Source organism: Streptomyces sp. NPDC057428, assembly GCF_042803195.1.
Taxonomy (GTDB): domain Bacteria; phylum Actinomycetota; class Actinomycetes; order Streptomycetales; family Streptomycetaceae; genus Streptomyces.
Genome location: NZ_JBHVCT010000009.1, coordinates 1 through 13,951, shown reverse-complemented (window position 1 = coordinate 13,951; position 13,951 = coordinate 1). Strand labels below are relative to the sequence as shown.

Here is a 13,951-nt window from a genome sequence, read left to right as displayed (position 1 = left end):
GAAGCGTGTCACGCGGATCTCGGGCCAGTCCACCACGATCCACCATGTGGACGAGATGGTCCCGCGATGCGAGACGAGCGCTGTCGATCACGCCATCGTGTCCACAGAGCGCTTCACGGCACGCGTGGTCAGGCGTGCGCACCGGGCCAGGGACCGGGGTTCGCCACCTCGGCCTCCCGCTCGATCCGGGTTTCTGTCAGCCTGAACCCGCGCCTGAGGTAGTTGTCCATCGCGTGAGGGCCGTCGTCCGAGCACGTGTGCAGCCACACCCGTTCGGTGGGCTTCCGTCCCGGATGGCGCTCGGCCAGGTCCCAGGCGCGAGCCACACCGTACGACAAGAGGTGTCCGCCGATGCGGCGGCCCCGGAAGGCCGGGATCAGGCCGAAGTAGGCGATCTCCACCGCACCGTCGCCCTGGGCGTCGAGCTCGATGAATCCGGCGGGCGTCCCGCTCTCGTACGCCACCCAGGTCTCCGCCCCCGGCCGCTCCAGGATCTCCTGCCACCGTGCGTACGAGAGGCCGAGCCGGTCCGTCCAGCGGACGTCCCCTCCCACGGCCGTGTAGAGGAACCGGCTGAACTCCGGCAGCGGCGTCTCCGAGCGGGTGACCACCACGTTGTCCGCCGGGGCGGCGGAAGGGCTCAGGTCGGCGGGAGAGGTCTGTTCCAGGTACCAGACGGTCACGTCACGGAGGGGGGCCGTGGAGGCCGCGGAGTCGCTCATGGCCGTCAGAGAACCACGGCCGGGGCCCCGCCCCCAAACCGGCGCCTCAGGCCGCCCCCGCCGACGTACGCGCCCTGACCACCACCGGGGCCGTGGAGCGGGGCAGCAGGTCGGCGGGCGTCTCCGGGTGCACCACCTCCACCACGATCCCCTCGCCGAAGCGGTAGGGGCGGTGGCACAGCACCTCCGCGAGATCCCGCCGCATCCGCGATATCTCGGCCCGCACCGTCACCGTCCTGGTCACGTCGCCGAAAACGTCCTGGGCCAGCTCCGCGGCGGTGCTCCCCTCGCGGCGCAGGGCGAGGGCGTACAGCAGCTCCGCGTGGCGGGGCGTAAGGCGGCGCGCCCACGCGCCCACCGGGCCCGTCACATGCACCATGAGGCCCCGCTCCCGGCTCAGGTCCAGCACCAACCGGCGGGGCGGACCGTCCTGTGTGCCCTCCGCGACCTGGACCAGCCAGCCGCCCGGCAGGGGCTCCACCCGGCACATCCCGAGCGCGGCCAGCCACACGGGGCCCGGGCGCAGCGACTTCGGCAGCGGCAGCCGGTCCACCGGCGGCATGCCGCTCACGGCGGCCAGCCAGCCGTGGGTGTCCACGACCAGGGCGCGGCCGCCCAGGCGGCACAGGATCGGCGCGGCCACGGACCGCAGCCGCTCGATCGCGACCAGATGTCTGGTGCGCAGCTCGCTCTCCGCGAGCGCCGCCACGGAGCCGACCAGAGCCAGCGTCGCCGGGTGGAAGGTGGAGGCCGGGCCGCTGACGTCGACGATGCCCATCAGCCGCCCGTCCCGGGGGTCCCGCACCGGAGCGGCGGCGCACGTCCATCCGTGCAGGGCACGGATGAAGTGCTCGGCTGAGTGGACCTGCACGGGGGTACGGACGGCGAGGGCCGTGCCGATCGCGTTCGTCCCGGTCGCCGACTCCGACCAGGCCGCCCCCTCCTCCAGGCAGATGTCCTTGGCGCGGCGCATCACGGCCGCATCGCCCTGACGCCACAGGACCCGGCCCTCGGTGTCGGTGACGACCATGATCTGTCGTGCCGCGTCCGCGATGGTCGCAAGCCCCTCACGCAGCAGGGGCATGACCTCGCCGAGTGCCGAACCGGTGCGCCGGTGCTCGATCTCCTCCGCCTCCAGGAGCCTGCTCTCCGGCGACTGCTCGGGATCGATCCCGCTGCGCAGCACCCGGTCCCACGACGCGTCGATCTCCGCGCGCGGTGCCACCGCCGTGCGCTCGCCCGTCAGCCGGGCCTCCCGCGCGCGGTGCACCGACCGCTCGGTGAGCGCGGGATACGGGGCGTCCTTCGGCCGCGGCGGTGGGACGGGCCTTGTGTCCATGAGAGTCCCCCAGCACAACGAGGGTCCCGCCCCGAAGGGGGACGGGAATCCTTGAGGGCCCATCCTGCCGTGCCGGAGGCACCGCCACGCCGCTCTCCGCGCAATGGGTGCAACCCCTTGCAACTCTGGTGACCGGACGCTGACCGTACGACGATGTCGAAACGCCGCCCGACGCGTCATCGACCCGCCGTGCGGTGTGCACAAGCGTGGGGGGTGGTGCCGTGTCGGCGCAGCACCACCCCCCGTCGTTTGCGCCCTCAGCCGGTCACGACCCGCGCCCGCTCCACGACCGGGGCAAGGTCCAGGCTGTGCGGCAGCGTCCCGAACGCCGTCCCCCAGTCCCGGCCCAGCCGTGATGCGCAGAACGCGTCGGCGACCTCCGGCGGTGCCCAGCGCAGCAGCAGGGAGCCCTGGAGCACGAGGGCCATCCGCTCCACCAGTCGCCGGGCCCCTGCCTCGGCACCCTCCAGATCGGCCATCCCGGTCAGCAGATCCTTGACCGCCGCGTCGAACCTGTGGTCCGCGCCGCGCGCCTTCCCGACCTCCCGCAGGAAGGCGTCCAGTGCCTGCGGCTCACGCCGCAGCGCCCGCAGCACGTCCAGGGCCTGCACGTTGCCCGAACCCTCCCAGATCGAGTTGAGCGGAGCCTCGCGCAGCAGCCGTGGCATGCCGGACTCCTCGACGTAACCATTGCCGCCCAGGCATTCCAGAGCCTCGCCGACCACCGCGGAGCACCGCTTCGTCACCCAGTACTTGGCGGTCGGCACCGCGATCCGCAGGAAGGCCCGCTCCGCGTCCGTGTCCGCGTCGTACGCCGCGGCCAGCCGCAGCGCGAGTGTTGTGGCCGCCTCGGACTCCAGTGCCAGATCGGCCAGGACGTTGCGCATGAGCGGCTTCTCGATCAGTGGCCCGCCGAACGCGCTGCGGTGGGCGCTGTGGTGCGTGGCCTGCGCCACCGCCTGGCGCATCAGCGCAGCCGAGCCCACCACGCAGTCCAGTCTCGTCGCCGCCACCATCTCGATGATGGTGCGGACCCCGCGCCCCTCCTCGCCGACCCGGCGGGCCCACGTCCCGTCGAACTCGACCTCGGCCGATGCGTTGGACCGGTTGCCCAGCTTGTCCTTCAGCCGCTGGATCGCGAACACGTTGCGCACGCCGTCCGGCAGGACCCGCGGCACGAGGAAACAGCCCAGACCACCGGGCGCCTGCGCCAGCACGAGGAACCCGTCGGACATGGGAGCCGAGCAGAACCACTTGTGCCCGGTGAGCAGGTACTCCCCGTCACCGGCCAGCGGCTCGGCCCGGGTGGTGTTGGACCGTACGTCGGTGCCGCCCTGCTTCTCCGTCATGCCCATCCCGAACAGCGCGCCCGCTTTCTGTGACGCGGGCCGCAGACCTTCCTCGTACACGTGCGAGGTCAGCAGGGGCTCCCACTCGGCGGCCAGCGCCGGATCGGTCCGCAGCGCGGGTACCGCGGCGTGCGTCATCGAGAGGGGGCAGCCGTGGCCCGCCTCAGCCTGCGTCCAGACCAGGAAGCCGGCCGCGCGCCGCACATGGCCGCCCGGCCTGCCCCAGGCATCCGTCAGCCCGGCCGAGACGGCGTGCCCCAGCAGCCGGTGCCAGGACGGATGGAATTCCACCTCGTCGACGCGGTTGCCGTAGCGGTCGTGCGTCCGGAGCGCCGGCGGGTTCTCGTTCGCCCGTGCGCCCCACGCCTGCGCCTGGGCGGAACCGGCGGACCGGCCGAGCTCACCGAGTTCCCGCCGCGCCTCGTCGAGGACCTCTGGGGCCAGGTGCCGCTCCACGGCCTCCGTCAGGGCGAGGTCGGCCGTGAAGACGTCATAGCCGGCCAGCGGCGGAACCTGGTTGGTCACTGTGTGGGTGCTTGCTGCCATGCCGCTACGGTAAGGACGTGCAGGCAGCAAATGAAACACCCGAGCGGCCACCGGGCCGGCTCCACCGGGCCCGAGTCCTCTACCGCAACGTCTCGAAGCGGCAGATGACATGGCAGTTGCTCAAGGACACGGTCAATTCGTGCATCGAGTACCGCATCCTCGGTCTGGCGGCGGAGGCGGCTTTCTTCACCCTGCTGTCACTGCCGCCGCTGCTGCTCGGGATGATCGGCCTGCTCGGATACGTCGACGCCTGGACCGACACCACCACGGTCGCCTCCATCGAGCGCAACATCCTCGGTGCCGTGCAGACGGTGCTGTCCGAGCGGGGTGTCAACGACATCGCCAAGCCCCTCATAGCCGACGTGACCACCGGCGCGCGTCCCGACGTCATCTCCATCGGCTTCGCGATCGCCCTCTGGTCGGGGTCACGTGCGGTGAACGTCTTCATCGACACCATCACCGTGATGTACGGCCTGGACGGCCACCGCGGCATCGTCAAGACCCGGTTGCTCGCCTTCCTGCTGTACGTGGTCGCGCTGCTGCTGGGCGCCGTGGTGCTGCCGCTGCTCGTGGTGGGTCCCGACCGGGTCGTGCACTTCGTCCCGTGGGGGACCGAGGTGCTCGCGGTCCTGTACTGGCCGCTGGTGATACTGCTGTCCATCGCGTTCCTGACGACGCTCTACCACGTGTCCGTACCGGTCCGCTCGCCGTGGATAGAGGACGTGCCCGGCGCCCTCGTCGCCCTCGGGATGTGGGTGGTCGGGAGCTTCCTGCTGCGGATCTACCTCACCAGCACGGTCGAAGGTCCCACCATCTACGGCTCGTTGGCCGCGCCGATCGCCGTCCTGCTCTGGATAGGCATCTCCGCCTTCGCCGTACTCGTCGGAGCCGCCGTCAACGCCGCGATCGACCGTGTGTGGCCCTCGCTGGCCACCGCCGCGGCCCGCGCCGCCAGCGACCGGATCAAGGCCGCCCAGGCCGCGGAGCTCGTCGCCCGTACCCAGGCCGCGAACTGGGACGCATACGCCGATGACGAGGACGAGGACGTGTGCATGCCGTCGGAGTTCCCCGAGCGCTGGTCGCGCTTCCTGCCCCCGGACGACGTGAAGTCGCGGCTGCACGGCAACCGTGACAAGGACGCCCCGTAGCCTGGAGGCATGGGCGCACGGTACGAGGAGCGGATGTCACGCTTCGGCGGCGCGGTCCTCTGGCACTGGTCCGGGCCGCGCGACCCGGCACGGCCCGTCCTGCCCGACGGCTGCATGGACCTGCTCTGGACCGGCGGCCGGCTGCTGGTGGCGGGCCCCGACACCCACGCGTTCACGCCCGCCGAGGCGCTCTCCGGCAGCTGCGCCGGCATCCGGTTCGCCCCCGGCACGGCCCCCGCCCTCCTCGGCGTACCCGCGCACGAGCTGCGAGACCGGCGGGTCGCCCTGGACACGCTCTGGCCCGGCGGGGAGGTCCGGCGGCTGACCGAGCGCACCGCCGAGACCGATGACCCCACCGACGCGCTGGAGCGCATCGCCCTCGGCAGGGCGAGCGGCGCCGAGCCGGCGGACCCGCTCACCGCCGCCGTCGCCTCGCAGTTGCGGCAGGGACGGTCCGTCGCCGCCACCGCCGAGGCCGTCGGGCTCGGCGCCCGCCAGCTGCACCGGCGCTCCCTGGCCGCGTTCGGATACGGCCCCAAGACGCTCGCCCGGGTGTTGCGGCTGCAGCGCGCCCTGGCCCTCGTACGCGCGGGAACGCCCTACGCCGAAGCCGCCTGCGCGGCGGGCTGCGCCGATCAGGCGCACCTGGCCCGGGAGATGCGGGACCTGGCCGGGACGACGCTCGGCGGCTACCTGGCGGCCACGGCTCACGACCGCTGGGCGGCGAACAGCGAGACCGCGCAGCCGTCGGGATCGAGGACGACGGCGTAGCGCTGCCCCCAGACCGCGTCCCACGGCTTCAGATGGCCCCGGTAGCCGGCGCCGGTCAGATCCGCGTAGACGGAGTCGACCTCGGACGGGCTGTCGCAGAGGAAGGCGAGGCCGAGGCGTTCGCCACCCTCGGACCCCTGCCATCCGGGATCGAAGGAACGGACGACGTCCTCGGTGTCCCACAGCAGGCGCTGCCCGCCCGGTAGGGCCACTTCGACGTGCGGAGCCGATTCGGCCCCTCCGGGGATGTCGAGGCCGAGCCGGCGGTAGAACGCCAGCGATGCGGCCAGGTCGGCGGTGGTGACGGAGATCGCGTCAAGTCGTGGAGTCATGGAACGACCGTATGCGCAGGGCCGGGACCGGGTCTTGAACGAAACGGTCACGGCCCCGCGCGGTGCAGTGCCGGATGCCAACCCCGGCGCGGCGGTGGTTCAGCCGCGGACGCAGGCGTCGGGTGACGTGCCGGGGTCCGTCAGGGGCAGGCCGAGCTGGGCGCGCTCGGTGAGCCAGCGGGTCGGCCGGTAACGGGCGTCACCGGTCGTGGCGTGCAGCGCCCGCTGGAGCTCCAGCATGCGCCCGGCCCCGACCCGGTCGCCCCAGGCGAGCGGCCCCACCGGGTAGCCGAGACCGGTCGTGACGGCGAGGTCGATGTCGGCCGGGGCGGCCAGCGAGCGCTCCGCGATCGAGGTGGCGACCGACACCACCGAGGCGAGCAGCCGCTGCGCGACCGAACCCGCGGTGTCCCGCACCACGGACACCGCGAAGGGCTCGCCGCCGTCCGCCGCCCGCGCCATGACCCCCCGCGCGTCCCGCGCCGCGGCAGGGTCGGCGGCCGGAGTCACCGCGAGCACCCGGCGGCGGCCGGCCGACGGCAGCGGGTCCGCCCCGAAGGTGCGCTCGGCGGGCAGTCCCAGCGACGCCACGGCCGCGGCCACCGTCGTGCCCCAGACCGGCACGAGGACGACGGCTTCGGCCGAGGGTGCGAAGCCGTCTTCGACCGTGGCCCCCGCCGCGGTCAGCGCGCTGCGCAGTGCCTCGCCGTCCTCGCCGGCCACGAACACCGGCCGGTCCGCGTCCCCCGTCACCGGCGGCTCCGGGGTCTGTGCGGGCGCGTCCGGGCCGTACGCGAACCAGCCCCGGCCGGTCTTGCGGCCGTGCAGCCCGGCCGTCACCCGGTTGGGGGTGAGGAAGGAGGGGCGGAGCCGGTCCTCGTGGCGGAAGCCGTGCCAGATCGAGTCGATGACGGCCGCCGTGACGTCGAGGCCGGTCAGGTCCATGAGTTCGAACGGGCCCATGCGCAGACCCAGGACGTCCCGGGCGATGCGGTCGATGCCCGCCGGGTCGGCGACCGACTCCTCCAGCAGCGCCAGCGCCTCCGTCACGAGGCCCCGGCCGGCGTGGTTGACCAGGAAGCCGGGGGCGTCGGCGACCGTGACCGCGCGGTGCCCGCAGCTCTCGACCAGCGAGGTCAGGGCCTGCGGGATCTCAGCCCGCGTCGCGGCGCCCGGCACGACCTCGACGATCTTCATCAGCGGGACCGGATTGAAGAAGTGCAGCCCCGCCAGCCGCCCCGGGTCACGCAGCGACGACGCGATCCGCGTCACCGAGAGGGAGGAGGTGTTCGTGGCGAAGACCGCGGAGGCGGGCAGGGCCTCCTCCAGCTTCCCGAAGACCTCCGCCTTGGTGTCGAGGTCCTCCCGTACGGCCTCGACGACCAGCCCGACCTCCGGGCCCGGCGCCCACGGGTCGTCCAGCGGGACGAGCAGGGCCAGAGCCGCCGCCGAGTCCCCGGCCGCCATCCGGCCCTTCTCCACGGCCCGGTCCAGCATGGACCGTACGAAGTCCACGGCGGCCGTCACCGCCTCGGGCCGCACGTCGCAGAGCTCGACGGTGTGCCCGCCCGTGACGGCCCACTGGGCGATGCCGCGGCCCATGGCTCCGGCTCCGACGATCCTGATACGCATGGCGATTACGTCCTCTCGGCAGGTGCGGTCGACAACAGCGAAGGTAGACGCCGGCCGCTCGGCGGCTACCGGCGGCCGGGGGGACGGGGCGGCCGATCAGCGGACGTAGACGCGGTCCGGGTCGACGTCCTCGCGCAGAAGCCTGAGCTCCGCCGCCGTGGGCGGGGGCACGCTGCCCACCGAGTCGGCCACCGCCAGGTCCCAGCCCGCCTCCGCCCGTACCTGGTCGACCGTCACCCCTGGATGCACGGCGACGAGTCGCAGCCCATCGCCGACCCCCGAGCGGGCCAGGATGCCCAGTTCGGTGATGACCCGGGTCACCCCGGCGCCCAGCGGGCGGATGCCCTCGGCGAGCGCCCCGTCGTGCACGAAGGCGGCGATCGCCTCCCTCATCGACATGACCTTGCTGGGCCCGCCGGCCGTATCCGCCCGCTCCACGGTGCTCCTCGGCGAGTGCGTGTTGGTCGCCCTCACCGTCTCAGCGCCCATTGATTGCTGTCCAATACCGAATTAAGGTCGAATCAAGACCGCTGGTCAATGAATGGATGACCCCGTTGGAGCTGCGCCATCTGACCGCCTTCACCGCCGTGGCCGATGAGCTGCACTTCGGCCGGGCCGCCAAGCGGCTGCAGATGGCCCAGCCGCCGCTCAGCCAGCAGATCCGCCAGCTGGAGAAGGAGCTCGGCGTCAAGCTCTTCGAGCGCAACACCCGGTCGGTGCGATATTGGACCGACTCATCGGTCCAGTGCGAAGGTCACGCCATACACCCCAACCCGCCGAAAGGTGTTCCGCCGTGCCCGACCCGACCGATGTCGTCATCTGCGAGCCGCTGCGCACACCCATCGGGCGCTTCGGCGGCGCCTTCGCCCGTCAGACGCCCGCCGCGCTCGCCGCACAGGTCATCGCCGAGGTCGTCGCCCGCACGGGCATCGACCCCGGGCGGGTCGACGAGGTGATCCTCGGACACGCCTACCCCTCGTCCGACGCCCCGGCCATCGGCCGGGTCGCCGCCCTCGACGCCGGGCTCCCCGAGACCGTCACCGGAGCCCAGACCGACCGGCGCTGCGGGTCGGGCCTGCAAGCCGTCCTCGACGCGGCGATGCAGATCCGGGCCGGCTTCAGCGAGATCGTCATCGCGGGCGGCGTCGACGTCATGAGCGCCGCCCCCTACTACACGCACGACGGACGCTGGGGCATCACGGGCCCCGGCCTTCAGCTCCACGACTCGCTGGCCAGGGGCCGCGTCACCGCGGGAGGCGTCAACCACCCCGTGCCCGGCGGAATGATCGAGACCGCGGAGAACCTGCGCCGCGCCTACTCCATCAGCCGGGCCGACCAGGACGCCCTCGCGCTGCGCTCCCAGGCACGGGCCGCCCGTGCCGCGCAGGAGGGGCGTTACGACGCGGAGACCGTCCCCGTCACCGTACGCACCCGTAAGGGCGAGACGGTCGTCAACGCCGACGAGCACCCCCGTCCCGACACGACCGCCGAGCAACTCGCCGCGCTGCGCCCCATCATGGCCCAGTCCGACCCGGAGGCGACCGTCACCGCGGGCAACGCCAGCGGCCAGAACGACGCGGCCGCCGCCTGTCTCGTGACCGGCGCCGCCACCGCCGAACGGCTCGGGCTCACCCCGCTCGTCCGCCTCGTCTCCTTCGCCCGGGCCGGTGTCCCCGCCGCGACGATGGGCATCGGCCCCGTCCCGGCCACGCACGCTGCCCTCGGCCGCGCCGGGCTCACCCTTGCCGACCTCGACCTGATCGAGATCAACGAGGCGTTCGCCGCCCAGGTCCTGGCCTGCACCCGGGAGCTGGGGCTCGGTGAGAAGGACCACGAACAGCGGATCAACGTCAACGGATCCGGCGTCTCGCTCGGCCACCCGGTCGGCGCCACAGGCGCCCGTATCCTCGCCACGCTCAGCCGCGAGATGCACCGCAGCGAGGCGCGCTACGGCCTGGAGACCATGTGCATCGGCGGCGGCCAGGGTCTCGCCGCGGTCTTCGAGCGCGTCACGGTCTGACCGGCCCCCTCCCCGCCCTTCCCCGCACACACGGAAGGGCCGTCCCGGCAGCGTCAGACTGCCCGGACGGCCCTTCGGTTCGCTCCGCTAGTTGCGCGAACCGCGGGTGCGGCGCATGAGCACCGTGCCACCCAGCAGCAGCGCCGCGCTCGCACCGGCGGCCAGGCCGATGTCGCCCGCGCCGGTCTGGGCCAGCTGCGTGCCTGGCGTGTTCGGACCGGGGTTGCCGGCCGGCGGCTGGTCCACCGGGGGCTTCGAGGTCGGCGGCACCGAGGTCGGCGGCTCGGAGGTGGGAGGCTCCTCCATGGGGGGCTCCTCGACCGGCGGCTCGTCGACCGGCGGCTCGTCGACCGGCGGCTCGTCGACCGGGGGCTCGTCGTCGACCGGCGGCTCGTCGACCGGGGGCCAGTCGACCGGCGGGTGCCCGTGGTCGTGACCGCTGTGGTTGGCACACGAGTTACCGAAGGCCGGGTTGAGCGCACCGACGACGTCAATGGTGTTGCCGCAGGCGTTCACCGGAACGTGGACCGGGAGCTGGCCGAGGTTGCCGGACGCGACACCGGGGGAGCCGACCGCGTGGCCCTCCGCGCTCGCGCCGGAGGAACCACCGCCGTGCTTGCCGCCCGAGCTGACGTTCGCGCAGGTGTTGCCGAAGGCCGGGTTCAGCAGGGCGATCACATTGACGGTGTTGCCGCAGAGGTTGACCGGGACGTGCACCGGGACCTGCACCGCGTTGCCCGAGCCGACACCGGGCGAATTGGCGGCGACACCGTCCGCCGATGAGTCGGCGTGCGCGTAACCGCCCGCGGCGGTCAGGATGCCCGACGCCGCCGCCATGACGATCATGCTTTTATTCAGAACCTGTCGCATTACATGCCCTTCTCCGGGAAATTCGCGCGGGCAGTGACCCTGATGGAGGTCATTCCATCGACGCGGACGACTCCATAACGACACGACGGTTGCGGGGGAAACTTGGAGAACGGTGCGAATTGTGTAATCACTCGAAAGGGTCACGCACGTGTGTTCGTCCAGCGGCGGATTTCTGGCATTCGGGTGAACAAGGACCGATGGGGGGAACCAAACGCCCGGCGCCGAGTTGATCAGTGCGCTCCGTCTCGGGGCACTCGGTACGAGAAGGGTTCATCGTGATCAAGAAGGTCCTGGCTACGGGTGCCGTCGCCGCCTCCATCCTCGGTCTCTCGGCGACCAGCGCCATGGCGATCGGCGACGACACGGGCACGACGTCGGTCAACGGCAACGGCGCCGAGTCGGAGTTCGGCAACAGCGAGACCAAGGGTGACCAGAGCCCGCAGCTCAGCCTGGTCCAGGGCTCGCTGAACAAGCCCTGCATCGCCCTGCCGGTCAAGGCCAACGCCGGTGCGCTCGTGGGTGTCCTCGCCGCCGTCGCGGTCCAGGACGTCAACGTCCTGTCCAACCCGCAGAACCAGCAGTGCACGGACAACTCCACCCAGGCCAAGGGTGACGAGCCGCTGTCACACATTCTGTCGGACATCCCGGTTCTCTCCGGGAACGGCGCCGGCAACCGCTGACCGGGGCGCACGTACCGGTCCGGGTCGCCGACACTCCTCCATCGTGCGGCCCGGGCCCGCAGCATTCGGGCGGTTTTCCGAGAAACGTCGCGCATAGCGTTTCGATGCCGCCCGCCGATCGTTACGGAATACAGCTACGAAGTCACGAGCGCGTCTGGACAAGCGCTCGTGCGGCACGAAAGACGTGTCCGCTCAGAACTTCGCTGCAGAAAGGGATGAAAGTGAAGTACACCAAGGTCGCCGCCGTCGCAGCCGGAACCCTCATGGCGCTCGGCGCCGCTGCCCCGGCCATGGCCGACTCCGGCGCCGAGGCCGTTGCCGTCGGTTCCCCGGGCGTCCTGTCCGGCAACATCGTGCAGGTCCCGATCCACATCCCGGTGAACCTCTGCGGCAACACCGTCAACGCCGTCGGTCTGCTCAACCCGGCGTTCGGCAACGCCTGCGTCAACGACTGAGCTAATGCTGGCCGAGCCGACGGCTCGTCATGAGAAGGCCCCGGACCGCTTTACCGGTCCGGGGCCTTCCCGCTGTGCCGGGTGGAATTCCGTCGGCGCGCAGTTTCCCCGCGTACGGCTCGGTCGTTGTGCCGTGCAGAGGCGGCGGATGCCGCCGCAGAAGGGATCTGAGAAAGTGAAGTACGCGAAGACCGTAGCCGTCGTCGCGGGTTCCGTGGCCGCCCTCGGGGCGGCCACGCCCGCGTCCGCCGCAGGCACCCCCACGGCCCCCCGGATCAGCCTCACGACCGGCGTGAACGAGCTGACGTCGGCCGTGCCGCAGATCCCCGACCAGGTGGTGAACCCCGTGGTGGACATGGTCGGCCGGACCGCCGAGTCGACCCGGGAGGATGTGGACGGGTCCGCGGGCACGGTGACGGATGTCGCCGACGGCGCCGCACCACTCCTCGGTGGGCTTCCGCTCGGCGGCTGACCGGAGCCGGGATGCCCGGCTCCCGTTGCGGCCCGCACCGTTCCGCAGGCCGGTTTTCCCTGGAATTCCATGGAGATGGGATCCGGGAAATCTTTCGAGTGAAATGGCGCAACCGAATCCCGCCGGGCGCAGTTGTTCAGAATGCTCCGGACAGGCGGGCAACGGATTAATCAGAAGGGCACGTCCATGATGAAGAAGATTCTGGCGACTGCGGCGGTCGCCGCCTCCGTCGCCGGTGTTTCCGCCGCCGCGGCCCCCTCGGCCATGGCGATCGGCAACGACAACGGCACGACGTCGGTCAACGGCAACGGCGCCGACCAGTACTACGGCAACAGCAGCACTCACGGCGACATGAGCCCGCAGATCGGCCTCATCCAGGGCTCGTTCAACAAGCCCTGCATCGCGCTGCCGGCGAAGGCCAACGTCGGCTCGCTCCTCGGGCTCGTCCCGGTCTCGGTCCAGGACGTCAACGTCCTGTCCTCCCCGCAGAACCAGCAGTGCACCGAGAACTCCACCCAGGCCAAGGGTGACGAGGCCCTGTCGCACATCCTCAGCGACATCCCCGTCCTCTCGGGCAACGGCGCGGGCAACAACTGACGCTGCGTCTTTCCGGCAGTCCCCGTGCGCGTTCTGGCCGGGGTCTGCCGCCTCCCGCCTCGTCGTAGTCCGTGAGGGTGCGCACGTGGGGTAGCCCGATAGTGCGGGTATTGGGCCGGTTGCCGCAGTAGCCGCCGACGCGCCTCGCGTGGCCGGGTAGGTGCGCCTCATGGACCCGTACGACAGTCATCATTCCCCCGGCCGTGATCGCCCGCCGCTGAGCCCCACCCCCATCTACGACCGACTGCTCGCCGAATGGCACGCGGCGTCGCGTGGGGAGGCCGGGCAGGGCCCCGTCGATGCTGCTTCCGGCCCGGGCTCCGGTACGCCCCGGCGCCGCCAGGACGCGGCCTTCGTCCCTGCCGCACGCAGCGCGGGGTAGCGACAGCCGGTAGGGGACGTCGACGTGGAAACCGGTACAACTCGTTCGAGTGGTGTAGCGGAACCAAACCGTCCGGTTTGAGTTAGTCAGAACGTTCCACAACGGGACGCTCCGAAAGGTGAAGCGCAATGAAGAAGATGATGGCCGGCGCCGCTGTGGCTGTGTCCCTGATCGGTCTCTCGGCCGCCGCGGCCCCCTCGGCCATGGCGATCGGCGATGACCACGGCACCACGACGGTCAATGGCAACGGCGCCGAGTCCAAGTTCGGCAACAGTGCGACCAAGGGCGACCAGAGCCCGCAGCTGAGCCTGGTCCAGGGCTCGCTGAACAAGCCTTGCATCGCTCTGCCGGTCAAGGCCAACATCGGTTCGCTGGTCGGCGCCATTCCGATCGCGGTCCAGGACATCAACGTCCTGTCCAACCCGCAGAACCAGCAGTGCGCCGACAACTCCACCCAGGCCAAGGGTGACGAGCCGCTGTCGCACATCCTGAACGACATCCCGGTCCTCTCGGGCAACGGCGCCGGCAACAGCTGAAGCCGCTGAGATGCGGGCGGTCCGGGGCGAACGCCCCTGTGACCGCCCGCATTTCGCTGTGCGGCACGCGCATGCGGCGATGCCCACCACTCGACGGGGG

Annotated in this window: 15 protein-coding genes and 2 pseudogenes; 10 read left to right on the top strand and 7 right to left on the bottom strand. The window is 71.7% G+C overall.

Features of this window, described 5'->3' with window-relative positions:
- Window positions 1–128 precede the first annotated feature (128 nt).
- The 3 genes from ACFU5K_RS05700 to ACFU5K_RS05690 form a co-directional block, all read right to left on the bottom strand.
- Window positions 129–722, bottom strand: coding sequence for a GNAT family N-acetyltransferase (locus ACFU5K_RS05700; protein WP_384057291.1), 594 nt, complete (start codon window positions 720–722; stop codon window positions 129–131).
- A gap of 46 nt (window positions 723–768) precedes the next feature.
- Window positions 769–2,061, bottom strand: a complete 1,293-nt coding sequence (locus ACFU5K_RS05695; protein ID WP_384057288.1) for a GAF domain-containing protein — start codon at window positions 2,059–2,061, stop codon at window positions 769–771.
- A gap of 257 nt (window positions 2,062–2,318) precedes the next feature.
- Window positions 2,319–3,956, bottom strand: a complete 1,638-nt coding sequence (locus tag ACFU5K_RS05690) for an acyl-CoA dehydrogenase family protein (RefSeq protein WP_384057285.1) — start codon at window positions 3,954–3,956, stop codon at window positions 2,319–2,321.
- Between the two features lie 17 nt (window positions 3,957–3,973).
- Here ACFU5K_RS05690 and ACFU5K_RS05685 point away from each other — a divergent pair, with 17 nt between their 5' ends.
- Window positions 3,974–5,104 (top strand): YihY/virulence factor BrkB family protein, encoded by a 1,131-nt coding sequence (locus ACFU5K_RS05685; protein WP_384057283.1) that lies wholly within the window; start codon window positions 3,974–3,976, stop codon window positions 5,102–5,104.
- Between the two features lie 9 nt (window positions 5,105–5,113).
- Complete coding sequence (locus tag ACFU5K_RS05680) at window positions 5,114–5,875, top strand: helix-turn-helix domain-containing protein (RefSeq protein ID WP_384057280.1); 762 nt, start codon at window positions 5,114–5,116, stop codon at window positions 5,873–5,875.
- Here ACFU5K_RS05680 and ACFU5K_RS05675 read toward each other — a convergent pair.
- The 3 genes and pseudogenes from ACFU5K_RS05675 to ACFU5K_RS05665 all read right to left on the bottom strand — a co-directional run.
- A complete protein-coding gene (locus tag ACFU5K_RS05675) occupies window positions 5,812–6,207 on the bottom strand; it encodes a VOC family protein (RefSeq protein WP_384057277.1) in 396 nt (131 codons plus the stop codon). The genes ACFU5K_RS05680 and ACFU5K_RS05675 overlap by 64 nt on opposite strands.
- Before the next feature lie 99 nt (window positions 6,208–6,306).
- Complete coding sequence (locus ACFU5K_RS05670) at window positions 6,307–7,839, bottom strand: 3-hydroxyacyl-CoA dehydrogenase (protein ID WP_384057275.1); 1,533 nt, start codon at window positions 7,837–7,839, stop codon at window positions 6,307–6,309.
- Between the two features lie 96 nt (window positions 7,840–7,935).
- Window positions 7,936–8,295 (bottom strand): annotated as a pseudogene (locus ACFU5K_RS05665) (hypothetical protein); the annotation flags it as partial.
- A 98-nt stretch (window positions 8,296–8,393) separates the two neighbouring features.
- Here ACFU5K_RS05665 and ACFU5K_RS05660 point away from each other — a divergent pair.
- Both ACFU5K_RS05660 and ACFU5K_RS05655 read left to right on the top strand, forming a co-directional pair.
- A pseudogene (locus tag ACFU5K_RS05660) lies at window positions 8,394–8,561 on the top strand (LysR family transcriptional regulator); the annotation flags it as partial.
- A 71-nt stretch (window positions 8,562–8,632) separates the two neighbouring features.
- Window positions 8,633–9,859: an acetyl-CoA C-acetyltransferase gene (locus tag ACFU5K_RS05655; protein ID WP_384057272.1), complete on the top strand. Its 1,227-nt coding sequence runs from the start codon at window positions 8,633–8,635 to the stop codon at window positions 9,857–9,859.
- An 87-nt stretch (window positions 9,860–9,946) separates the two neighbouring features.
- Here the strand turns inward: ACFU5K_RS05655 and ACFU5K_RS05650 are convergent, their stop codons facing one another.
- Window positions 9,947–10,729, bottom strand: a complete 783-nt coding sequence (locus ACFU5K_RS05650) for a chaplin (RefSeq protein ID WP_384057269.1) — start codon at window positions 10,727–10,729, stop codon at window positions 9,947–9,949.
- 275 nt (window positions 10,730–11,004) lie between these two features.
- On the opposite strand from ACFU5K_RS05650, the gene ACFU5K_RS05645 reads away from it, so the two are divergent.
- The 6 genes from ACFU5K_RS05645 to ACFU5K_RS05620 all read left to right on the top strand — a co-directional run bounded on the left by ACFU5K_RS05645 (window position 11,005) and on the right by ACFU5K_RS05620 (window position 13,851).
- A complete protein-coding gene (locus ACFU5K_RS05645) occupies window positions 11,005–11,409 on the top strand; it encodes a rodlin (RefSeq protein WP_384057266.1) in 405 nt (134 codons plus the stop codon).
- A gap of 221 nt (window positions 11,410–11,630) precedes the next feature.
- Window positions 11,631–11,864 carry a chaplin gene (locus ACFU5K_RS05640; RefSeq protein ID WP_384057264.1) on the top strand — a complete coding sequence of 78 codons (234 nt, stop codon included), beginning with the start codon at window positions 11,631–11,633 and terminating at the stop codon, window positions 11,862–11,864.
- 175 nt (window positions 11,865–12,039) lie between these two features.
- A complete protein-coding gene (locus ACFU5K_RS05635) occupies window positions 12,040–12,336 on the top strand; it encodes a hypothetical protein (RefSeq protein WP_384057261.1) in 297 nt (98 codons plus the stop codon).
- 186 nt (window positions 12,337–12,522) lie between these two features.
- Window positions 12,523–12,933, top strand: a complete 411-nt coding sequence (locus ACFU5K_RS05630; protein WP_384057257.1) for a rodlin — start codon at window positions 12,523–12,525, stop codon at window positions 12,931–12,933.
- Window positions 12,934–13,102: 169 nt separating this feature from the next.
- Entirely contained in the window at window positions 13,103–13,315 is a 213-nt protein-coding gene (locus ACFU5K_RS05625; protein WP_384057254.1) for a hypothetical protein, read from the top strand.
- 128 nt (window positions 13,316–13,443) lie between these two features.
- On the top strand, window positions 13,444–13,851 hold the full coding sequence (locus ACFU5K_RS05620) for a rodlin (RefSeq protein ID WP_384057251.1): 408 nt from the start codon (window positions 13,444–13,446) through the stop codon (window positions 13,849–13,851).
- The last annotated feature ends 100 nt before the right edge of the window (window positions 13,852–13,951 follow it).